This window comes from Curtobacterium herbarum (assembly GCF_016907335.1).
Lineage (GTDB): Bacteria > Actinomycetota > Actinomycetes > Actinomycetales > Microbacteriaceae > Curtobacterium > Curtobacterium herbarum.
In genome coordinates this window covers 107,935-128,273 of record NZ_JAFBBT010000001.1, presented here as the reverse complement: position 1 = coordinate 128,273, position 20,339 = coordinate 107,935, and the positions used below count along the sequence as shown (strand labels likewise).

Below are 20,339 nucleotides of genomic sequence, written 5' to 3'. Positions count from 1 at the left end.
GGACCGACCGAAGCCGCCCGCAACCGACCGGTTGCCGCCGACCTGCCCGCCGTAGGCTGACGGCGTGACGAGGACTGCGGACGGACCAGCAGGCGACGCCGAGCGCGGCAGGGCCGACGGTGCGGCCGACGGCTCGTCCCGGCACCGTCGACCGGAGCCGGTCTTCGAGCGGGCGATCCGGGTGGCACTCGGCCAGGCCGACACGGTCCTCTACGTCGGCGCCGGAGCCGTCTCGTACGAGCCGCGGGACCGGGACGTCACGACCGTCGAGCCTCCGGCCGAGACACTACTGTTCGCGGACGGGTCCTTCGACGCCGCCGCGTCGGCTTTCTCGCTGCCGGCGTGGCCCGACCTCGAACGGGGGCTCGCCGAGGTGCGACGGGTCACCCGCGGCCCCGTCGCCCTGCTCACCCGCGACCCGGCCCGCATCCCGGACCACTGGCTCGCCGACTACGCCCCCGAGGTCCTGGCGCGCGAAGCCCGGCGCTGGCCGGCGCTCGACCGGGTCGCCGATGCCCTGGGCGGCCAGGTGACGACGACCCGCGTGCCGATCCCCTTCACGTGCGTCGACGGGTTCTCCGAGGCGTACTACGCACGACCGGAACGGCTGCTCGACGCCGGCGCCCGCCGGGCAGACCCTGCCTGGGCGGCCGTCGACGAGATGACCGCAGCCCGGTCGGTCGCCGCCCTCCGCACCGCGCTCGAGGACGGCACGTGGGACGCCCGGTACGGCCGACTCCGTGTGCAGCCGTCGTACGAGGGCTCGCTGGTGCTCGTCGTCGGTCAGCCGTAGGGTGCTGGTGTGAGCAACCGTTCCGAGGAGGTCGTCGGCGCCTGCGCCGGCATCAGGGCCTGACGCCCCCGCCGTGTCGTCCGACACGACGGCATCGTCGACCCCTCCGAACGAACCGCACCCGTGACGCACACTGCTGCGCCGGTGCCAGGACGACAGGCCCAACCATGCTCCCGATCACCGTCGAGGCCCTCCGCGCCTCCTTCGTCAACGCCTCACGCCGTGAGGTCACCGAGATGACCGTCCCCGACCTCGACGCCGTCCGCTGGGACGACCTCACCTTCCTGGGGTGGCGCGACCCGAAGACCCCGCGCCGTGCGTACGCGGTCGTCCCGACCCTGGACGGCGACCTGGTCGGCATCGTGTTCCGGCAGGCCGAGGCGTCACCACGCTCCCGTGCCCAGTGCTCGTGGTGCCAGGACGTCAAGCTGCCGAACGACGTCGTCTTCTACTCAGCCAAGCGCTCCGGCCCGGCCGGTCGGAAGGGGGACACCGTCGGCACGCTCGTCTGCCAGGACTTCCAGTGCTCGCGGAACGTCCGGAAGACCCCGCCCCCGGCGTACGAGGGCTACGACGTCGAGGCGGCGCGCCTCCAGCGGATGGAGGACCTGCAGCTGCGGGTCGCGGCGTTCGCCACCGAGGTTTGAGCGAAGCCCCGCTGAACGCAAGGTGGGCGGCACCACGCAACGCGATCGCGTTGCGTGGTACCGCCCACCTTGCGTTCCGCGAGAGGGTCAGCGACCGATGCTCGACATGTCGGGGTAGCGGTCCCCGGTCGGCAGCGGCAGCGCCGACAGACGCTCGACCTGCTCGGGCGTGAGGGTCAGGTCGGCAGCGCCGATGTTCTCCTCGAGTCGCGAGACGCGCTTCGTGCCCGGGATCGGGACGATGTCGTCGCCCTGGGCGAGGAGCCACGCGAGCGCGACCTGGGCGGGGGTACCGCCGACCTCGTCCGCGATGCCCTTGACGGCGTGGACGATCTCCATGTTCGCCGCGAACGCCTCCTCCTGGAAGCGGGGGTTCGCGGAGCGGAAGTCGTCGGCGTCCAGGTCGGACGGCTTCGTGATGGCGCCGGTGAGGAACCCGCGGCCGAGCGGCGAGTACGGCACGAGGCCGATCCCGAGCTCACGCACGGTGTCCAGGACGTCGCCCTCGGGGTCGCGCGTCCACAGCGAGTACTCGCTCTGCAGCGCGGTGATCGGGTGCACGGCGTGGGCCTTGCGGATCGTCGCGGCACTCGCCTCGGACAGACCGATGTGGCGGATCTTGCCCTCCTGCACGAAGCCGGCGAGCTGCCCGATGACGTCCTCGATCGGTACCGCCGGGTCGACGCGGTGCTGGTAGTAGAGGTCGATGTGGTCGGTGCCGAGACGGCGGAGCGACCCCTCGAGTGCGGTGCGCACGGAGTGCGGAGCCGAGGTCAGTCCGCGCTCCTGGCTCGGCGTCTCCTCGTCGGCCTCGTGCTTGTACAGGCCGAACTTCGTGGCGATGACGACCTCGTCGCGGCGGCCCTGCAGGGCTTCGGCGAGGAGTTCCTCGTTCGTGTACGGGCCGTACGCCTCGGCGGTGTCGAAGAGCGTGACACCGAGGTCGATGGCGCGGTGGATGGTGCGGATGGACTCGGCGTCGTCCGAGCCGGCACCCGAGTAGAAGGCGCTCATGCCCATGGTGCCGAGGCCGATCGCGCCGACCTGGAGGTCAGCGAGCGTGCGTGTCTGCATGCGTGGTCCTTTCGTCTGCAGTCCCGGTGTACTCGCCTTGACCCGGTCAGAGGGAGGCACTGACCGTGCCCGCCTGGTGGGAATGCCGGAGACCGTCGCCGGTGCAGGCCGCCACGGACGACGACGGACCCGGTCCGCGCGGGTGCGCGGTGCCGGGTCCGTCGGGTGGTGCGAGCTGGAGATCAGTGCTTGCGGAAGTACCCGTTCGAGCTGGGGAGGAACATCAGCACGGTGGCCACGACCACGGCGATGACGCCGATCGTGCCGAGGACCGAGAAGGCCCCGAAGATGCCCAGGAACTGCAGGATCGCGAGCACGAGCAGCACGATGCGTGCCCAGTTCCGGCCGTCGCGCATCTTGAAGACGATGATGAGCTCGACGATCGCGACGATGATCGCGAACACGGCGGCGACGACGACCACTGCGCCCACCGCGGCACCCTGGCCCTCGGTCTGCGCCTGGACCTGCGGTGACGAACCGGCGCCGATGATCCCGACGACGCCGCTGATGATCCCGAGGACCACCGTGATGAGCCAGAGGACGAACGAGACGGTGACGGTGGTCGGACGACCGGTGGCGGAGTTGGTGCTCATCGGATGGTTCCCTTCGTGGCTCGGGCGAGCCGGTAGAACCTGAAGGTAGTCTCCGAAAGCCCTGATGTCCGATCTCCGCGTGGTCGGATCGTGCCGTGAACCTGACCTTCCGGCTCCTGCTGCTGACCCTGCGGGTGCGTCTGACGCCCCGCCGCCGGCTGTCGCTCTGGGACGAGTCGCGCACGCCGTTCCGCGTGGCACTGACCGATCTGGACCCGCTCCGGCACGTCAACAACGGCAAGTACCTGTCCCTGCTCGACCTCGGCCGCCTCGAGCTGCTGCTCCGATCGGGTGCGTGGCGGGTCTACGGCGAGCGCGGCTGGTACTCGGTCGTCGCCGCGCAGACGATCACCTACAAGCGGTCGCTGACGCTCGGGCAGCGCTTCGAGCTGCGGTCGCGGGTGCTCGGTGTGGACGAGCGTGCCGTGTACCTGGAGCAGACGTTCGTCCGCCGCGGGGACGTCGTGGCGCGTGCGGTGGTGCAGGCCCGGTTCCTGCGTCAGACGGGAGGCTCGGTGCCGCCCGACGAGGTGCTCGCGGCGACCGGTGGGTCGCCTCGCGACCTGACCCTGCCGGCCTGGGTGTCGGCGTGGGCGGAGGCCGTCCGGATCAGCAGCGACGACCGGGGCTGAGCCGCCCCTGTCGTACCCCCGTCGCCGGGTGGACCCTCAGGAGCGTGGTGCCGGGCAGGCGTAGACCGGGTACATGACCACTGGCACCGACACCACGAACCGTCCGGCCGCATCATCCGGAACCTTCCGCATCGGCGGGGACCTCGAGGTCAACCGCCTCGGCTACGGCACCATGCAGCTCACCGGCCCCGGCGTGTGGGGACCGCCGAAGGACCACGACGAGGCGATCCGCGTCCTCAAGCGTGCCGTCGAGCTCGGCGTGAACTTCTTCGACACCGCCGACTCGTACGGCCCCTACGTCGCCGAGGAGCTCCTCAAGGAGGCGCTGCACCCCTACGGCGACGACGTCGTCATCGCGACGAAGGCCGGCCTGACCCGCACCGGCCCGAACGAGTGGCCGCCGGTCGGCCGCCCGGAGTACCTGCGTCAGGAGGCCGAGATGAGCCTCCGCCGCCTGGGCCTGGAGCGCATCGACCTGTTCCAGCTGCACCGCATCGACCCGAAGGTCCCGCTCGAGGACCAGATCGGCGAGCTCAAGAAGCTGCAGGACGAGGGCAAGATCCGCCACATCGGCCTGTCCGAGGTCTCCGTCGACGACGTGAAGGCCGCACAGGAGATCGCCACGATCGTCTCCGTGCAGAACCTCTACAACCTGACCGACCGTTCGGCCGAGGAGCTCCTGGACTGGTCGGAGCAGCAGGGCATCGGGTTCATCCCGTGGTTCCCGCTCGCGACCGGCGGGCTGACGGGTACCGACTCGCCGCTGACCGAGCTGGCGAAGCAGAAGGACGCCACTCCGGCGCAGGTCGCGCTGGCCTGGCTGCTCAAGCGGTCGCCCGTGATGCTGCCGATCCCGGGGACGTCGAGCGTCGACCACCTCGAGGACAACCTGCAGGGCGCGACGATCGAGCTCAGCGACGACGAGTTCCAGGAGCTGTCGAAGCTGCACAGCTGACGCACCGACTGCACGACGGGAGGCTCCCCACCGGTCCGGTGGGGAGCCTCCCGTCCGTCGTCCGGATGATGTTCGCGTCGTTCCCTTGCCCACCCATACCGGGTATGTGCATACTCGGTATGCCCGAGGGGAAGCGCTCCGCGGGGTCGAGAGGGAACGATGAGCGTTCGCATGGGCGTACTCGCACTGCTGGTGGCCGAGCCGGGCTACGGCTACCAGCTCCGGGGGGAGTTCGAGCACCGGACCGGGGGCAGCTGGCCGCTGAACATCGGCCAGGTCTACACGACGCTCGACCGGTTGGAGCGCGACGGCCTCGCGACCCGCGGCGACGCCGACGGCGACGGACACGTCGTCTACACGGCGACCGACGCGGGACGCGAGGCGGTCGACCGCTGGTTCAGCGAACCGGTGCCGGCGAAGCGCGGACGCGACGAGCTCGCGATCAAGTTCGCCATCGCGGTGACCGTGCCGGGCGTGGACGTCCAGCGCCTCGTGCAGGTGCAGCGGACCGCGGCACTCCGGGCGCTGCAGGACCTGACCCGGCTGAAGCGCACGACGGACCCGGCGACGGAGCTGGCGTGGTCGCTCGTCCTCGAGTCGATGGTGTTCCAGGCGGAGTCCGAGGTGCGGTGGCTCGACCACGTCGAGTCGAGCGTCATCCGCTACCAGCCCGCTCCCCGAGCGACGGCCGACACCCCCGACGACGAGGACGTGTACGGCAGCGAGCCGACCGGCCGCCGCGGCACCGGGGTCGTCCGATGACCACGACCGCACTGCTCGAACTCGACGCCGTCGCCGTGCAGTACGGCAGCGGCGCCCAGGCGGTGACCGCCCTGGCCGGTGTCGACCTGACGATCCGTCCGGGCGAGATGGTGGCCGTGATGGGCACCTCCGGCTCCGGCAAGTCGACGCTGCTGTCGGTCGCCGGAACCCTGATGCCCCCGACGAGCGGCGAGGTCCGCATCGACGGCGAGTGGGTGTCCGACCGCCCGGCCCGCGAACTCGCGGCACTGCGGCGACGCGTGCTCGGGTTCGTGTTCCAGGACTTCAACCTCATCCCCTCGCTGACCGCGGTCGAGAACGTGGCGCTGCCGCTGGAGCTCGACGGCTGGCGCACCGGGCGTGCGCGGAAGGCGGCGGAGCTCGCGCTCGAGAGCGTCGAACTCGGCCACCGGCTGGACGCCTGGCCGGACGACCTCTCCGGCGGGCAGCGGCAGCGCGTCGCCATCGCCCGTGGGGTCGTCGGGGACCGCAAGCTCGTCCTCGCCGACGAGCCGACCGGCGCCCTCGACTCGCAGACCGGCGAGGTCGTGCTCCGCATGCTCCGCCGCCACGTCGACTCCGGCGCGGGCGCCCTGCTCGTCACGCACGACGCCCGGCACGCCGCGTGGGCGGACCGCATCGTGTTCCTCCGCGACGGCCGCATCGTCGACGAGTCGTCGTACGCCGGCGTCGAGCTGGCCCTGACGGACGCGCAGGAGCGACCGTGAGCGAGCGGCCCCGTCGGGACACGCACCGCCCGACGATCCGCAGCCGCACCCCGTTCGCCGTCCGGCCGGCACTGCTGCTGGCCCGCCGGCTGGCGTTCGCCCGCCCCGGGCGGGCCGTGCTCGTCGCCGCGCTCATCGGGCTGCCGATCGCCGGCCTGGCCGCGGGCGGAGTGCTCGTCGCGTCGACCAGCCCGAGCACCCAGGACCGCCTGAGCGTCGAGCTCGGACGGTCCGCGGCGATGCTCGAGGCGAACGGCCCCGACCTCGCCGGCATGCGGCAGGACCCGGTCGACCGGTACACGTCGACCATCCGGAAGCACAGTCCGCTCGATCGGTACTACGACCGTCCGGACTCCTCCGACGCCGACGCCAGCGCCTTCCCGACACCCGATCTGCTCGACTCCGTGCCCGACGGTGCGGCGTCGATCCCGGTCCGGCAGGGCACCGCCGTCGTCAGCGGCCCGAAGGTCCCGGTCACGGTGAACGCCGTCGAGGGGCAGACCTGGGCGGGCGCACTGCAGGGGCACTGGGAGCACCTCGACGGCGGTGTCCCGAAGTCCGGGGACCAGGTCCTCGTCACCCCGGCGACCCTCGACCGGCTGCACATCGCCATCGGCCAGACCCTCGAGCTGGACGACCCCGTGCAGCGGCAGGTCACCGTCGTCGGGACGCTCCGCGACCTCGGGCAGCCCGCATCGACCCTCGCGGTCTTCGGGGAGTGGGGCTCGCTCGGGCTCACGGACGACGGCACCGCGCAGGTGTTCCTGCCCGACCGCAGCATCACGTGGCCGGAGATCCAGCGGTACAACGACCACGGCATCCTGGTCGAGTCGCGTGCCGTCGTGCTCGACCCACCGTTCCCGAGCCAGAGCACGCGCGGGGCCGGGTCCCTCGTCAACTACGGCTACGTGGGGCTCGCCGGGGTGTTCGCGCTCTTCGAGGTCGGACTGCTCGCCGCAGCGGCCTTCCTGGTCAGCTCCCGCGCCGACACCCGGACCCACGCGGTGCTCGCCAGCGTGGGCGGGGACCGGCGCTTCCTGTTCACCGTCGTGTCCTCGTCCGGGCTCGTGCTCGGTGCCGTCGGCGCGGCCGTCGGGACCGCACTCGGCGTCGTCGGCGGCGTCGTCGCGTTCCACCTGCTCGACTCGGGCGATCGGTCGCAGTACCCGGGCGTGCACCTGCCCTGGCTGGTGCTGCTGGCCGTCCTGGCGCTCGGCGTCCTGGCCGGGTGGGCGGCGTCGCTCGTCGCCGCCCGGAGCGCCAGCCGCGTGGACGTCGACAGTGCCCTCCGCGGAGCCACCCGTCCGGCCCCGGTCTCCCGGCGGCGCTGGGCGGCGGCGGCCGGACCGGTGCTCGCCGTCGTCGGGATCGCGATGACCCTGGTGTGCGGCGTCGTCGTCCTCGCGCTCAACGCCCGTCCCGTGCAGGAGGACCACCTGGCCCTCGTCGTCGGTGCCGGTGTCGCCCTCGGGCCCTGCCTGGCGCAACTCGGCGTCGTCCTGGCCGCCCGCCGGCTGCTCGGCGTGGTCGCCCGCGTCGGCGAACGCTTCGGCCTGCCCGCCCGGATCGCCGTGCGGGACGCCGTCCGCAACCCGGTCCGGACCGTGCCGGTGCTCGCGAGCGTGATGAGCGTCGTGTTCGTCGCCACCGTCGTCCTGACCTTCACGGCGTCGCAGTCGACCCAGAACAACGAGCAGTACGCGTTCCGGACCGCGGTGGGCGTCGGCACGACGACGGTCACCGACACCGACGGCGCGCCGGACGCCGACCTCACCCAGCGGGCGGTGCGCGTCGTGCGCCAGGTCGTCCCGGAGGCGCACGTCCGCGTGCTCGGGGCGAGCATCGAGAACCGTCCGGACGGCGATCCCGTCACCCTGCCCGTCGACGTCCACCGACCCGACTGCGCCGGAGTGGGCAGCGGCCCCTGTTCGGCGTGGTTGACCGGACCGGACAGCCGCAGCCCGCACGTCCTGACCGGCAGCGCCGACGACCTCGGCGTCCTCCTGGGCCACCGGCCGTCCCGAGCTGCCCGCGCAGCCCTGGACCGCGGGGACGCCGTCGCCGTGCGTCCGGAGTTCGTCCGGGACGGCGTCGTCCGGTTCGACACCCGGAAGGCCTCGGAGTTCACGATGTCCGGGCAGCAGCCGACCGGCGAGCCCCTGCACACCAGGACCGTGCCGGCCGTGGTCGAGCACACCGACCAGCCGCTGCAGATCGCGGTGTTCCTCACCCCGCAGGGCGCCGCACGGCACGGTCTGGAGACCGCGCGGAACTACCTGGTCGGCAGCTTCCCCGACGGCATGTCGACGGAACGCTCGGACGCCCTCGCCGCCACCTGGCAGGCCGCCGCCGGGCAGCAGGCCGAGACCTGGTACCCGTCGTTCACCGTCGAGGCCGGACCGCAGGACCCGTTCCGCCCGATCGCCCTGGTCGTCGTCCTGCTCGCCGGCATCGTCACGCTCGGGGCCACGACGGTCGCGATCGGCCTGGCCCGGGCCGACGGTCGCCGTGACGACGAGGTCCTCGACGCGATCGGCGCCTCCCCCGGAGTCCGTCGTCGGGTCTCCACCTGGCAGGCCGCGGTGCTCACGCTGGTCGGCTCGCTGATCGGGGTCGCGCTCGGGATGCTGCCGCTCCGTGCGCTCACGCTGCGGTTCACGCCGACGCCGCTCGGGGTCTCGCACCTGCCGTTCGCGCCGGACCCGACCTCGCTCGTCGTGCTCGCGATCGGGCTGCCGCTCCTGGTCACCGCCGGGGTGTGGGCCGTGGCCGGGCGTCGGCGGCGGGTCGCGGTGCGGCGGACGGCCTGAAGCGGCGGACGGGAGGCGCGGTGCCCGCTGGCACCGCGCCTCCCGTCCGGTCTGCGGTCGCGGCCCGCTACTCGGTGAGCCTGACGAGCAGCGGCAGGAACAGCCCGGCCAGCCAGGAGAGCACGAGCACGGAGGCGCCGACCGCCAGGAGGCGGCGCCGGCGCCGCTGCCGCGGACCCTCCGCGATGCCCCAGACCCCGGCGCGGACGAGCAGGCGGTTCGCCTCGCCGACCAGGCGGCGGACCTCCGGGTCCTCCATGTCGAGGTTGCCGTTCTCGGCGTGCTCGGTGATCGCGGTGGCCTCGTCGACCGTCAGCGCGGTGTCGCCCGTCGCACGGTCCCTGCGTCGCATGCGCCCACGGTAGCCCGCGGGTGGCCGGAGGGCCACCGGTGGCGGCGGGCAGTGCGGCGGCCGGCGCGGCCGCGGTGCGCGCGCGGTGCGGTCGCCCGCGGCGCGGTCGGGACGGGCACAACGGGAACCGGCTCGAACCACGGGAACCCGCAGTTCGAGCCGGTTGCTGTTGTGCGGCGCCGGTCCGCGCCAGCGGGCCGACGCCGGACGGGAGGCGCGGGGCAGGCCGGGCCGGGGCGGACGGGAGGTGCGGCGCCGGTCCGCGCCAGCGGGCCGGCGGACGGGAGGCGCGGGGCGGTCCGGCACCGCGCCTCCCGGAAGCCGTTCCACAGTTGTCAACAGGGGGCTGATGGACACCTCACCCCCCGGTAGATTACGCTGCATGCCGAAGCCACAGAAGTACCGGGACGTCGTGAGGGTCCTCCGTGCGAACGGATGGATCCTGCTGCGGTCCGGCAAGGGGTCGCACGAGTTGTGGGGTCCGCCGGACGGCTCCGTGTACGAGGTCGTGAGCAACCACGGTCCCGGTGGCGAGATCAGCGCCGGCGTGGTCGGCAAGCTCCTGCGCAAGCTCCCGACCGCACCCGACAACTGGCGATAGGAGAGACCATGACCGACATCACGTACGCAGCCGTCGCGCGGAAGGACGGGCGCTGGTGGACCGTCGAGGTCCCCGCGCTCGACGTCACCGGACAGGCTCGGAGCCTCGGCGAGGTCCAGGACGTGGCGCAGGAGGTCGCGGGGCTCGTGCTCGACGTCGACCCCACCGCGGTCCGGGTCGAGATCAGCGTCGGCCTGCCCGAAGAGCTCGAGGCGAAGTGGCGTGCGGCACGGGAGCGTGCATCCCGAGCCGCGGCCGAACAACTGGCCGCAGCGGCCGAGAGCCGCGCCGTCGTCCATGCCCTCCGGGACCAGAAGTGGACCTACAAGGAAGCGGCAGCAGCCCTCGGCCTCTCGGAACAGCGCGTGCACCGCATCGAGCAGGCGAACGGGCGCGAACTCGCCCCGGTGTGAGGGGCAGCCGGCTGGTGGCCGGTGCGGTGCGTGACCCGGTGCGGTCGGGACGGGCACAACGGGAACCGGCTCGAACCACGGGAGGCCGCGGTTCGAGCCGGTTGCCGTTGTGCGGCGCCGGTCCGCGCCAGCGGGCTGCCGCCAGCGGGCTGCCGGCCGCGGGCCGTCGCTGGACGGGAGGCGCGGGGCGGTCCGGCACCGCGCCTCCCGTCCGTCGGGGGGTCACTCGGGCAGCGGCTCCGCGTAGGTGCGGAAGTCGCCGCGCTCGGTGTGGATCGCCCAGAGACGCTCGGCGATCGACTGCCCCGAGTGGTCGTCCTGGCCGTCGTCGATGCCGAACGGGATGATGAGCTGGCCGACGTGGACGTCCTCGTCGCGGACCGCGTCGTGCAGCAGCTGCGCGTACGCGGTCTCGCCGGCGAACGCGACCGAGGTGCCGGTGACGCGGGCTCCCGGGCGGACCGCGCTGCCGCCGTTGACGAACAGGATCGTGCCGTGGCCGAGTGCGCGCATGCCGGGCAGGACCTGGCGGACGGCGGTGACCGAGCCGTAGACGGAGAACTCGATCGGGCCGACGAGGTCCTCGGCAGTCGTCTCGAGGACCGGCCGCATGTACTCCTTGGCGGGCAGCGGGCTGTACTGCAGCACCTCGATCGGGCCGAGCTGCTCGGTGGCCTGCTCCAGCGCGTGGCGGAGCGAGTCACCGTCGCGGACGTTCGCGGCGAAGCCGGCCGCCTGGTGGCCCTCCGCACGGAGCGAGGCGGCGAGGTCGTCGAGTCGTGCCTGGTTGCGGGAGATCAGGGCGACGGCGAAGCCCTCGCGGGCGAAGCGTTCCGCGACGGCGAGCCCGAGGCCCTTGCCGGCGCCGACGATGGCGATGGTGGTCATGTGGTCCTCCGGGGACGGTTGGTGGTCGGTCCACTGAACCAGGCGGCCCGGTGCGGCAGCCCGGGGTCGGTGGCCGGGTCGGTCAGGGTCGGTGGTACTCGTCGTCGGCGACGTGCTCGAGCCAGGTCGTCGTCGTCGCGGGGTCCTGGGCGTTGTCGAGCATCGCCAGGTGCGCCGTGAAGTCGTCGGGGGTCGCGCCGTGCCAGTGCTCCTCACCCGGGGGCGTGTACAGCGTCTGGCCGGGGTGGAGTTCGACGACCCGACCGTCCCGCGTGCCGACGAGGGCGACGCCGTCGGTGACGTGCAGCGTCTGCCCCTTGGCGTGCGAGTGCCAGGCGGTGCGGGCTCCCGGCGTGAACCGGACCATCGCGACGGTCATCGTCTGCCCAGGCTCCCTCGGCGCCGCGATCGGGTCGAGCCAGACGTCGCCGGCGAACATCTCGGGCGGGTTCTTCGTGGTGGGCTGCTTCGGATCGATCTGCATGCCGTCGACGGTAGGACGATCGGGTCGGCGCGGGGAGGCCCTGGCCGGACACCCCTCGGCGGGAGCGCGTCGAGAGCTGCGGCGTCCGCGCCGGGATCCACACGCCGGACCGAGCGGGGACGGTCACCCCCACGACGAGCATGTCCGTGTCGTGTCCGCGACCCGCAGACGCCCAGCCCCTCCGCACCTCCGCGGGGTGCAATCGGTCGACACCCACCCCGGAGGCACCCCATGGCGCAGACCCGTCGTACCGTCGCGGCCGCGAGCGTCGCGCTCGTCGCCCTCGCCCTCACCGCCTGCACCGGCGACGACCGGAGCGACCCGTCGGGCGCACCCCGGGCCTCCGCCCCGGCGGACCTGGCGACGGGACAGGTCGCGCCGGACGGTGCGACGACCGACGTGGTCACCGGACTGGAGGCGCCCTGGTCCGTCGTGCGCACCGGTGACGGTGCCGACGCGCTCGTCAGCCTGCGCGACTCCGCGAAGGTGCTGGAGCTGTCGGCCGGCGGTGACACCCGCACCGTGGGCACCGTCCCCGGCGTCCGGCACGGCGGCGAGGGCGGCCTGCTCGGCCTCGCCCTGCACGACGACGACCTGTTCGTCTACTCGACCGGCGAGGACGGCAACCGGATCGAGCGCTACGACCTGCGGGGCTCGACCGGCTCGTACACGCTCGGGGACGCGACGACCCTGATCGACGACCTGCCCGCGAACACCTTCCACGACGGCGGCCGGATCGCGTTCGGCCCCGACGGCATGCTCTACGCCAGCGTCGGGGACGCCGGCGCGAGCGAGGACGCGCAGGACCAGGACTCGCTCGCCGGCAAGATCCTGCGGCTGACCCCGGACGGCGACGTGCCGGACGACAACCCGTTCCCGGACTCCCCCGTCTGGAGCCTCGGGCACCGGAACGTGCAGGGCCTCGGGTGGAGTGCGGACGGCACGATGTTCGCCTCCGAGTTCGGGCAGGACCGCCGCGACGAGCTCAACGTCATCGAGCCGGGCAGCAACTACGGCTGGCCCGAGGTCGAGGGCACCGGCGGCGAGGACCAGGGCTTCGTCGACCCGGTGCAGCAGTGGGCCACCGACGACGCCAGTCCGAGCGGTCTGGCCGTCGTCGGTGACACGGTGTTCATCGCGAACCTGCAGGGCCGGGTGCTCCGCGGTGTGCCGGTCGACGACCCCGGCAGCGCCGAGGAGTACTTCGCCGGGGAGTACGGCCGGATCCGCACGGTCCTGGCCGGGCCGGACGACACCCTGTGGTTCGTCACGAACAACACCGACGGGCGCGGCGACCCGGGCGCGGGTGACGACCGGATCGTGCAGGTCCCGCTGACCACCGGCTCCTGACGTCCCTCGCCAGGACGCCGGGCTTCAGGGGACGAGCCGCTCCGCCCGGTACCGGTCGAACAGCCGGGTGAACGAGTCGATCGTCCGGTGGTGCTCGGTGAACCCGGCGAGCCGACTCTTCGACATGTCGGTCATCACCTCGATGTCCCGCCCGAGGTCCGCGTCGGTGTGCCACCAGGACGCCAGGCGCTCCAGGTCGGGCTCGACCAGGCCGTGCTCGGCGACGATCTCGGCCCAGACCGGTGCGGCGTCGGCCATCTGCTCCTCGAAGGGGCGCGGTGCGGTGTCGAAGCCCTCGGCCTCGACGCCCAGGTGCGCGGCGATCCGCGGCCACATCCAGCGCCAGCGGAAGACGTCGCCGTTCGCGGTGTTGAACGCCTCGTCGGCCCCGGCCGGGTCCGTGGCCGCCCACACCATCTGCGCGGCGAGCAGGTCGGCGTCGGTGACGTCGGTCAGGCCGTTCCACTGGGTCTCGCTGCCGGGGAACACCATCGGTCGGCCGGTGTGCCGGCTGATCGCAGCGGCGACCGCGATGGTCAGGCCCATGTTCATGGCGTTGCCGACCGCGTACCCGAGGACGGTGTGGGAGCGGTGCACCGACCAGGTGAAGCCCTGACGCGCGGCGGCGGCGAAGAGCTCGTCCTCCTGCGCGTAGTAGAAGTTGTCGACGTCCAGCCGCGGCTCGTCCTCGTGGAACGGGGTGTCCGGCATCGTGCCCTGCCCGTACGCCTCGAACGGGCCGAGGTAGTGCTTCAGCCCGGTCATCAGCGCCACGTGCTGCACCGGTGCGCCGGCGAGCGCGGCGAGCAGGTCGCGGACCATGCCCCCGTTGACGGCGATGTTCTCGGCCTCGGTCGCCTGGCGTGACCACGCCGTGAAGAACACGTGGGTGGCGGGGACGTCCGCCAGCGTCGCGGCCAGCGACTCGGCGGAACGCAGGTCCGCGGAGCGCCAGGTGATGCCGGGCCGTTCGGCTCCCGGGCGGCGGGACAGTGCGGTGACGGTCCAGCCGTCGGCGACGAGGTGGTCGACGATCGCCGATCCGGCGATGCCGGTGGCGCCGACGACGAGGGCGTGCGGGGTCGCGGTCATGCGGGTCCTTCCGGTGGAGGGCGGTGAACCGGAGACAACACCTGTCGGCTGTGTGCATTCCGTCCCGCGTGCGGCCCTCGGCCGGGAGGCCCGTGCGGACAGGGGTACGAGTGTCACCTCCCACGGGTGGTCGCGTCCGCATACCGTCGTGTGGGTGACAGCGCAGACCCCGAACCCGTCCGGACCGCACGGCATGACGACCGGTCGCACCCTCCTGTTCGCCGTCGGGGGTGGCGCCGCGGTCGGGAACCTGTACTGGGCGCAGCCGTTGCTCGACGAGATCGCCGCGGACCTGCACGCCTCGTCGTCGCTGGCCGGGTTGCTCGTCACCGTGACGCAGGTCGGGTACGCGCTGGGGATCCTCCTGGTCGTCCCCCTCGGCGACGTCCTGGACCGTCGGCGTCTCGTCCCCGGGGTGCTCGTCGCGTCGGCGGTCGCGCTGCTGCTCGCCTCGGTCGCACCCGCGTTCGGCGTGCTGCTCGGTGCCCTCGGCCTGGTCGGGCTGACGACCGTCGCCGGGCAGCTCCTCACCCCGCTCGCCGGTGACCTGGCGGACCCGACCGCCCGAGGTCGGGTGGTCGGCACCGTGGCGTCCGGCATGCTCACCGGCATCCTCGTGTCGCGGACGGTCAGCGGGCTGGTCGCCCAGGTGGCCGGCTGGCGCGCGATCTACGTCGTCGCCGCGGTCGCCGCCCTCGTGCTCGCGGTCCTGCTGCGCCGGGCGATCCCGCACCTGGAACGGCGCGACCGGGTGCCGTACCCGCGGCTCATCGGGTCGGTGTTCCGAGCGGTGGCGGAGCACCGGGCCGTGCGGGTGACCCTGCTGCTCGGCGCGTCGGCGTTCGCGGTCTTCACCATGTTCTGGACGGCGCTGACGTTCCTGCTGAGTGCTGCACCGTTCGGGTACTCGCCGGCCGCGATCGGGCTGGTCGGTCTGGTGGGGCTCGCCGGTGCCGTCGCCGCCCAGCGCGTCGGCCGCCTGCACGACCGGGGACTGTCGGTGCCGGTGACGGGGGCGGCGCTCGCCCTCGGGCTGGTGTCGCTGGTCGTCGCCGGGCTCGGAGCACGGTCGATCGTGGTCGTCCTGGTCGCGGTCCTCCTGCTCGACATCGGGGTGCAGGCCGCGAACGTGCTCAACCAGACCCGGCTCTTCGCGATCGACCCGGCTGCGCGGAGTCGGCTCAACACGGCGTTCGTGACGGGGAACTTCATCGGAGGTGCGGTCGGTTCCGCGCTGGCGTCGGTCCTCTGGGGACTCGGCGGCTGGACGGCGGTCACGATCGGCGGGGCCGTCCTGTTCGGGTTCGCGCTCACGGTGTGGGCGGTCCACCGTCGCGGGGCGCTCGCGCTGCCGAGCGGCGGCGGCGGCACGGCCGAGCACGGGCGCGCCGGTCGGCGCTGAGGGACTGCTCGCCCCCGACGACTCGTCACGCGGCGCGGTCCGCGGGCCGGCGACCGTGCAGCAGCCGGCGGGACTCGTGGCACACGGAGTTGCCGCGCACGCCCGCGCCGCCCTAGCGTTGTCCCCAGCAGCCCCTGGCCCGGTGCACCGGCACGGTGCGTGGACGGACACGACGGGCTGTCCGACGGGTCCCCTCGTTCCAGGTCGGCACCCAACTCAGCTCCCATCGAAGGACACCCCATGAAGACCGTCGTCATCCTCCTCGCCATCTGGCTGATCCTGTCCATCGTCGGCTTCGCACTGAAGGGGCTGGTCTGGCTGGCCATCATCGGCATCGTCCTGTTCCTGGCGACCGCGATCTTCGGCGCGCTCCGTCGCTCCGGCAACAAGGCCAAGCGCACCAACTGACCGCCGACACGCGGATGAACGCTCCTGCGCCCCAGCGAGCCGCGGTCGTCGTCAACCCGGTCAAGGGCAACCCCGGCCGTCTCCGGGCGCTCGTCGACGCCGAGGCGGCCCGCAACGGCTGGGCGCCGACCGGCTGGTTCGAGACCGCCGCGGACGACGACGGGCGCGCTGCAGCACGCGCGGCCGTCGATGCCGCTCCCGACGTGGTCCTCGTCGCGGGCGGAGACGGGACCCTGCGCGTCGTCGCCGAGGAACTGCGCGGGACCGGGATCCCGGTGTCGCTGATCCCGAGCGGGACGGGCAACCTCTTCGCCCGGAACCTCGGCCTCCACCGCAACGACACCGCCGGTGCCGTGCGGGCAGCCTTCACCGGAACCGACCGGCCGATCGACGTCGGGATCGCCGAACTCACCGACGCGGACGGTGCGACCAGCACGAACGCGTTCCTCGTGATGGCGGGCATCGGCCTCGACGCGAGCATGGCCGCGGACACCAACGCCTGGGTGAAGAAGCGGTTCGGGTGGGTCGCGTACTCCGACCCGATCGCACGATCCGTCATCGGGAACCGACAGATCCCCGTCCACTACGCCCTGGACGCCGGCCCCACCCGCACGATGCACGCGCACACGGTCATCGTCGGCAACTGCGGCACGCTCACCGCCGGCGTGCTGCTCCTGCCCCAGGCCGAACCCGACGACGGCATCCTGGACGCCGTCGCGTTCCGCCCCGTGGGCTGGCTCGGGTGGACCAAGATCGGCTACACGCTCTCCCTGAACCGGTTCTTCTCCAGCACCCGGTTCGGACGGCTCATCGCCCGGGTGCTCCCGACGTCACGAGCGCTCCCCACCACGCGTGCTCGGACCCTGCACCTGGAGCTCGACACCCCGGAGCGCATCCAACTCGACGGCGACCCGTTCGGCACCGTTCGTGCGGCCACCCTCACCACGCACCACCACGGGCTGACGCTGCGCTCGTAGTGCCGCGACGAGACGGGCTGGCAGCCGCCGGCCGGTCCCCCGCTGTGATCGTCGGGTGAGGGCGCCCGCCCCGCGTTCGGTGGACAGGGCGGGCGCCCTCGGGCCGCGACGTCGGGTTCAACGCTGAACGAAGACGGGCCGGGAGCGGCGCTCCCGGCAGCCGTGACTCGGGATCACGGCGCAGCAAGTGCACGGTACGCGGGTTCTCGGCCTCAGTGTCACGACGTGCGCTCGAGCCGCAGGACGGTCGCGGCCCTCTCGGCGACCGGTGCCGCGTGGGTCGCGACGATCACCGCGGCTCCGGCCGATGCGAAGTCGCCGAGTGCGTCGAGCACCATCCGGGCGTTGTCGTCGTCGAGTGCACTCGTCGGTTCGTCCGCCAGGATGACGTCCGGCTGCTTCACGACGAGGCGAGCGAGTGCGACACGCTGCTGCTCACCACCGCTGAGGTCGTGCGCCCGGTCACTCCCGCGCCCCGCGAGTCCGACGCGTTCCAACGCCTCGGCGGTCGTCATCCGGCGGGCACCTCGCGATCGACCGGGTCGCCCGATGCGGATGTTGGCATCGACCGTCATGTCCGGGACGAGGCCGAAGTCCTGGAAGAGGTAGCCGAGGTGGTCACGCCGGAGTCGTCTGGCCCGTCGACGGCTCCGTCCCGCATCAGTGCCACCGACGTGGATCGTCCCGGCATCCAGCGAGTCGATGAGCCCGATGCAGTCGAGCAGGGTCGACTTGCCGCAGCCGCTCGGCCCGGTGAGCGCGAGCACCTCACCACGGGCCACCGTGAACGACAGATCCCGCCAGAGCAGGCGTCCGCCTCGGTGCTTCGTCACACGGTCGACCTGGATCATCACGAGCCGCACCCGCGGGACCGGACGACCGTGCGCGTCGAGACTGCGGCCACGGCGGCGGCGACCGCCGCGAGCACCACGAGCACGGCGGCTGCGGTGATGCCACCCAGGCCGGCGGCGCGCGCAGCGGGATCGAGCGCCGACACGGCTCCGGACCCGTCAGGTCGTGTCTGCCACCATCGGTTCACGACGGCGATGCCGCCAGCCCCCAGCAGCAGGCCCTCGACCAGCATGAGCTCGCCGTTGGCCCGCAGCGACGAGTGACCGGCTGCGATGCCGGCGAAGAGCCTGCGGCCGTGCCGCCGGTGCTGTGCCGCAGTGCTGATCAGGGCGAGGGTGACGGCGGCCGCGAGACCGCTGATGACGGCGAGGATGCCGATGTCGACGATGGTCGCGGCCTGTCGCTGGCGATCTGCCGCCGCCTGACCCACCGACACGACCGCGCTGAAGTCGTCGCCGAGACCAGCGGCCTCGATGGCACGGTCGGCGGCGGACTCGGAGGTGAAGACCACATCGCCGGTGGACAACCAGGCGCCCAGTTGGTCCGCTGTGAAGACGGCAGAGGCGTCGGGGACGACCACCACCACGGCGTCGGTCAACCAGGAGACGGCTGACGAGTCACCCGCGTACGTGTACACCCCAGCCGATCGGAGGGAGCCACCGCCGATGTGACGTCGTTGCGCTGCGGACGCTCCCCGTAGCTCCCATCCGCTCACCGCGCGGGTCACCGCAGTTCGGTCCAGCTCAGCCCCTGGAGGAGTCCACAGCGTGATGCGGTCGTCGGTCGCCGTGATGCGCTCACCGTTCTGCGCCCGGAGGTCCTGGTGGCGCAGGTACTCCTCGTCGACGAACAGTGCCGCCACCGACCCCGACCCGGTCCCCGTACCGACCTCGACCGCAGCGGTGAGCAGGGCATCGTGCCGTTCGAGTGCGGAGCCGACGAAGTCCCCGATCCGGTCCCAGTAGTCCTGCGAGTCGGATCCCGGTCGTGGGTCCGGGGTCACCCAGAGCTGGACGGCGTCCCCGGCCGCTCGCAGCGCACGGTCGTCGGAGCCTGATCTGCTCACGGCGATCGCCGACGTGAGGTCGAACACCGCGGCGACCACCAGCAGCACCGCGGGGAGTCGAGCGACCTGGGTCAGCAGGACGAGCGCACCTGCAGGCCGGGCTCCTCGGAGACCGGCCGCGATGGGCTGCCGAGCGGCGATGAGTGCCCCGAGGACGGTGGCTGCCACGACCGGGACGAGCAGGGCGGCGCAGAACACCGCTGCTGCCGTCGCGAACGTCGTCCACGAAGCCAGCCCGTTGTGGAGCCAGAGGAGGAGTGCCACGACCGGCGCCCCGACGAGGACCACGAGCACGGTCGCCCGGACCTCCGACAGCTCGGTGCAGACGATGACACCCGCGCTCCGGCCGTGCAGTCCGCGCACCGCGGTCCGTCGTGGAGCACCGATCGTCCCGGCGAGGCAGAGCGTCACGCAACCGAGCACGAGTGAACCGATGAGTCCGGACGTGCCCTGGGTGCCCCCGGTCACGCCGAGGCGGTCCAGGGCGGGAACGGTTGCGGAACTGGTCGTGAAACCGGCGGTGCGCAGCGCCGCCGCGGTGGCGTGTTCGGCTGCGGCGCCACCGATGACCTCGTACGAGCCGACAGGGTCGTGGTGGTCGAGCGCTGCCATCGGCCGCACCGTGGTCCGGACGGATCGGGAGAACTCGGTGTAGCCGTCACGCAACCAGTCCGTGCCGACGCTCCCCGGCGCGTTCGTCACCAGAACGGTGCGCCGGGCCGTCGGTGCAGACCGGTCGGCGACGGTCCGCACGATCGTGGCGTGGTGTCGGCGAGCGACGTGTTCCAGCGCTGAGGCGATCCGCCCGTTGGACGTCGTCCTGCCCTCTGCCGCCGCCGTCACGACCGACGAGACGCCGACCACGCCCGACTCGCTGAGCCGGACCGAGCCGAGGAAGGCGAGGACGACGGCGAGGAGGGGCGGGATGACGTAGGCGAGACGCACTGATCGCATCCGCATGGAGTCTCCTTCCGGACCGCGGAGGGACCGCGGCGGCGAGCGGGGCGTTCCGTCACGAACGCCCCGCTGTCCGGTCAGCAGTTGTGGTAGTACGCCTTGTTGCCGCTCCGGGCCTTCGGTGCCGTGGCGAGCGCGTACCTGCCGCCCGCCACTCCGGTGACGCGCTTCGACTTCACGCCGACGGCCGTGGCGCCGTGGCACCGTGGCACCGACGCTCTCGGAAGAAGTTCGACCAGGCGTCGTCCTTCCCGACGCCCCACTGCCAGAAGCTGCCGCCACCGCCGTCGTCCTTCCGCGCCGTGCTGCCGCGGGTCTCACCGGTCGAGCCGGGCCCGTCACTCGTCATCAGGACGCCGCCCGCTTCGGAACCGGATCCGAGCACGTCGACCGGTGATGCCGACGCGACGGTCGCGGGTCCGACGGCGATCGCGGACGCGAGCACCAGGCTCGCCAGTACGGACTTCTTGTTCGTCATCGCTGTCTCTCTCCCTGCCCCCCGT

At 72.7% G+C, this 20,339-nt stretch carries 22 protein-coding genes; 13 read left to right on the top strand and 9 right to left on the bottom strand.

Annotation, left to right across the window (positions count from 1 at the left end; translation table 11 throughout):
- Positions 1 to 64: 64 nt before the first annotated feature.
- Positions 65 to 793, top strand: coding sequence for a class I SAM-dependent methyltransferase (locus JOD51_RS00695; RefSeq protein WP_204606608.1), 729 nt, complete (start codon positions 65 to 67; stop codon positions 791 to 793).
- A 167-nt stretch (positions 794 to 960) separates the two neighbouring features.
- The gene (locus JOD51_RS00690; protein ID WP_204606607.1) at positions 961 to 1,440 is read left to right on the top strand and encodes an FBP domain-containing protein; all 480 of its coding nucleotides are present in this window, start codon (positions 961 to 963) and stop codon (positions 1,438 to 1,440) included.
- Positions 1,441 to 1,527: 87 nt separating this feature from the next.
- On the opposite strand, the gene JOD51_RS00685 is transcribed toward JOD51_RS00690, so the two are convergent.
- Both JOD51_RS00685 and JOD51_RS00680 read right to left on the bottom strand, forming a co-directional pair.
- Positions 1,528 to 2,514: an aldo/keto reductase gene (locus JOD51_RS00685; protein WP_204606606.1), complete on the bottom strand. Its 987-nt coding sequence runs from the start codon at positions 2,512 to 2,514 to the stop codon at positions 1,528 to 1,530.
- A 182-nt stretch (positions 2,515 to 2,696) separates the two neighbouring features.
- On the bottom strand, positions 2,697 to 3,107 hold the full coding sequence (locus JOD51_RS00680) for a hypothetical protein (protein WP_204606605.1): 411 nt from the start codon (positions 3,105 to 3,107) through the stop codon (positions 2,697 to 2,699).
- 95 nt (positions 3,108 to 3,202) lie between these two features.
- On the opposite strand from JOD51_RS00680, the gene JOD51_RS00675 reads away from it, so the two are divergent.
- From JOD51_RS00675 to JOD51_RS00655, 5 genes are all read left to right on the top strand, one after another.
- Complete coding sequence (locus JOD51_RS00675) at positions 3,203 to 3,739, top strand: acyl-CoA thioesterase (RefSeq protein WP_204606604.1); 537 nt, start codon at positions 3,203 to 3,205, stop codon at positions 3,737 to 3,739.
- A 73-nt stretch (positions 3,740 to 3,812) separates the two neighbouring features.
- Positions 3,813 to 4,694 carry an aldo/keto reductase gene (locus JOD51_RS00670; RefSeq protein WP_111074079.1) on the top strand — a complete coding sequence of 294 codons (882 nt, stop codon included), beginning with the start codon at positions 3,813 to 3,815 and terminating at the stop codon, positions 4,692 to 4,694.
- 171 nt (positions 4,695 to 4,865) lie between these two features.
- The gene (locus tag JOD51_RS00665; protein WP_239539743.1) at positions 4,866 to 5,456 is read left to right on the top strand and encodes a PadR family transcriptional regulator; all 591 of its coding nucleotides are present in this window, start codon (positions 4,866 to 4,868) and stop codon (positions 5,454 to 5,456) included.
- Positions 5,453 to 6,184 carry an ABC transporter ATP-binding protein gene (locus JOD51_RS00660; RefSeq protein ID WP_204606602.1) on the top strand — a complete coding sequence of 244 codons (732 nt, stop codon included), beginning with the start codon at positions 5,453 to 5,455 and terminating at the stop codon, positions 6,182 to 6,184. Before JOD51_RS00665 ends, JOD51_RS00660 begins: the two co-directional genes overlap by 4 nt.
- A complete protein-coding gene (locus tag JOD51_RS00655) occupies positions 6,181 to 8,994 on the top strand; it encodes an FtsX-like permease family protein (RefSeq protein WP_204606601.1) in 2,814 nt (937 codons plus the stop codon). Before JOD51_RS00660 ends, JOD51_RS00655 begins: the two co-directional genes overlap by 4 nt.
- Before the next feature lie 67 nt (positions 8,995 to 9,061).
- Here the strand turns inward: JOD51_RS00655 and JOD51_RS00650 are convergent, their stop codons facing one another.
- Positions 9,062 to 9,346, bottom strand: a complete 285-nt coding sequence (locus JOD51_RS00650) for a hypothetical protein (RefSeq protein ID WP_204606600.1) — start codon at positions 9,344 to 9,346, stop codon at positions 9,062 to 9,064.
- Positions 9,347 to 9,728: 382 nt separating this feature from the next.
- On the opposite strand from JOD51_RS00650, the gene JOD51_RS00645 reads away from it, so the two are divergent.
- On the top strand, positions 9,729 to 9,947 hold the full coding sequence (locus tag JOD51_RS00645; RefSeq protein ID WP_204606599.1) for a type II toxin-antitoxin system HicA family toxin: 219 nt from the start codon (positions 9,729 to 9,731) through the stop codon (positions 9,945 to 9,947).
- A gap of 8 nt (positions 9,948 to 9,955) precedes the next feature.
- Positions 9,956 to 10,360, top strand: coding sequence for a sigma factor-like helix-turn-helix DNA-binding protein (locus JOD51_RS00640; protein WP_204606598.1), 405 nt, complete (start codon positions 9,956 to 9,958; stop codon positions 10,358 to 10,360).
- Between the two features lie 222 nt (positions 10,361 to 10,582).
- On the opposite strand, the gene JOD51_RS00635 is transcribed toward JOD51_RS00640, so the two are convergent.
- On the bottom strand, positions 10,583 to 11,248 hold the full coding sequence (locus tag JOD51_RS00635) for an SDR family NAD(P)-dependent oxidoreductase (RefSeq protein ID WP_204606597.1): 666 nt from the start codon (positions 11,246 to 11,248) through the stop codon (positions 10,583 to 10,585).
- 82 nt (positions 11,249 to 11,330) lie between these two features.
- Positions 11,331 to 11,732: a (R)-mandelonitrile lyase gene (locus JOD51_RS00630; protein ID WP_204606596.1), complete on the bottom strand. Its 402-nt coding sequence runs from the start codon at positions 11,730 to 11,732 to the stop codon at positions 11,331 to 11,333.
- Between the two features lie 231 nt (positions 11,733 to 11,963).
- Between JOD51_RS00630 and JOD51_RS00625 the strand changes: the two genes are divergently transcribed.
- Entirely contained in the window at positions 11,964 to 13,082 is a 1,119-nt protein-coding gene (locus JOD51_RS00625; RefSeq protein WP_204606595.1) for a PQQ-dependent sugar dehydrogenase, read from the top strand.
- Between the two features lie 24 nt (positions 13,083 to 13,106).
- On the opposite strand, the gene JOD51_RS00620 is transcribed toward JOD51_RS00625, so the two are convergent.
- The gene (locus JOD51_RS00620; RefSeq protein ID WP_204606594.1) at positions 13,107 to 14,174 is read right to left on the bottom strand and encodes an SDR family oxidoreductase; all 1,068 of its coding nucleotides are present in this window, start codon (positions 14,172 to 14,174) and stop codon (positions 13,107 to 13,109) included.
- A 154-nt stretch (positions 14,175 to 14,328) separates the two neighbouring features.
- Here JOD51_RS00620 and JOD51_RS00615 point away from each other — a divergent pair, with 154 nt between their 5' ends.
- The 3 genes from JOD51_RS00615 to JOD51_RS00605 all read left to right on the top strand — a co-directional run bounded on the left by JOD51_RS00615 (position 14,329) and on the right by JOD51_RS00605 (position 16,961).
- Entirely contained in the window at positions 14,329 to 15,576 is a 1,248-nt protein-coding gene (locus tag JOD51_RS00615) for an MFS transporter (RefSeq protein WP_259558176.1), read from the top strand.
- Between the two features lie 240 nt (positions 15,577 to 15,816).
- Positions 15,817 to 15,984: a hypothetical protein gene (locus JOD51_RS00610; RefSeq protein ID WP_204606593.1), complete on the top strand. Its 168-nt coding sequence runs from the start codon at positions 15,817 to 15,819 to the stop codon at positions 15,982 to 15,984.
- Between the two features lie 14 nt (positions 15,985 to 15,998).
- Positions 15,999 to 16,961, top strand: coding sequence for a diacylglycerol/lipid kinase family protein (locus JOD51_RS00605; RefSeq protein WP_204606592.1), 963 nt, complete (start codon positions 15,999 to 16,001; stop codon positions 16,959 to 16,961).
- A 218-nt stretch (positions 16,962 to 17,179) separates the two neighbouring features.
- On the opposite strand, the gene JOD51_RS00600 is transcribed toward JOD51_RS00605, so the two are convergent.
- The 3 genes from JOD51_RS00600 to JOD51_RS00585 all read right to left on the bottom strand — a co-directional run bounded on the left by JOD51_RS00600 (position 17,180) and on the right by JOD51_RS00585 (position 20,314).
- Positions 17,180 to 17,794, bottom strand: coding sequence for an ATP-binding cassette domain-containing protein (locus JOD51_RS00600; protein ID WP_204606591.1), 615 nt, complete (start codon positions 17,792 to 17,794; stop codon positions 17,180 to 17,182).
- 17 nt (positions 17,795 to 17,811) lie between these two features.
- A complete protein-coding gene (locus tag JOD51_RS00595) occupies positions 17,812 to 19,839 on the bottom strand; it encodes a bacteriocin-associated integral membrane family protein (protein ID WP_204606590.1) in 2,028 nt (675 codons plus the stop codon).
- Between the two features lie 172 nt (positions 19,840 to 20,011).
- A complete protein-coding gene (locus JOD51_RS00585) occupies positions 20,012 to 20,314 on the bottom strand; it encodes a hypothetical protein (protein ID WP_204606588.1) in 303 nt (100 codons plus the stop codon).
- Positions 20,315 to 20,339: the final 25 nt, after the last annotated feature.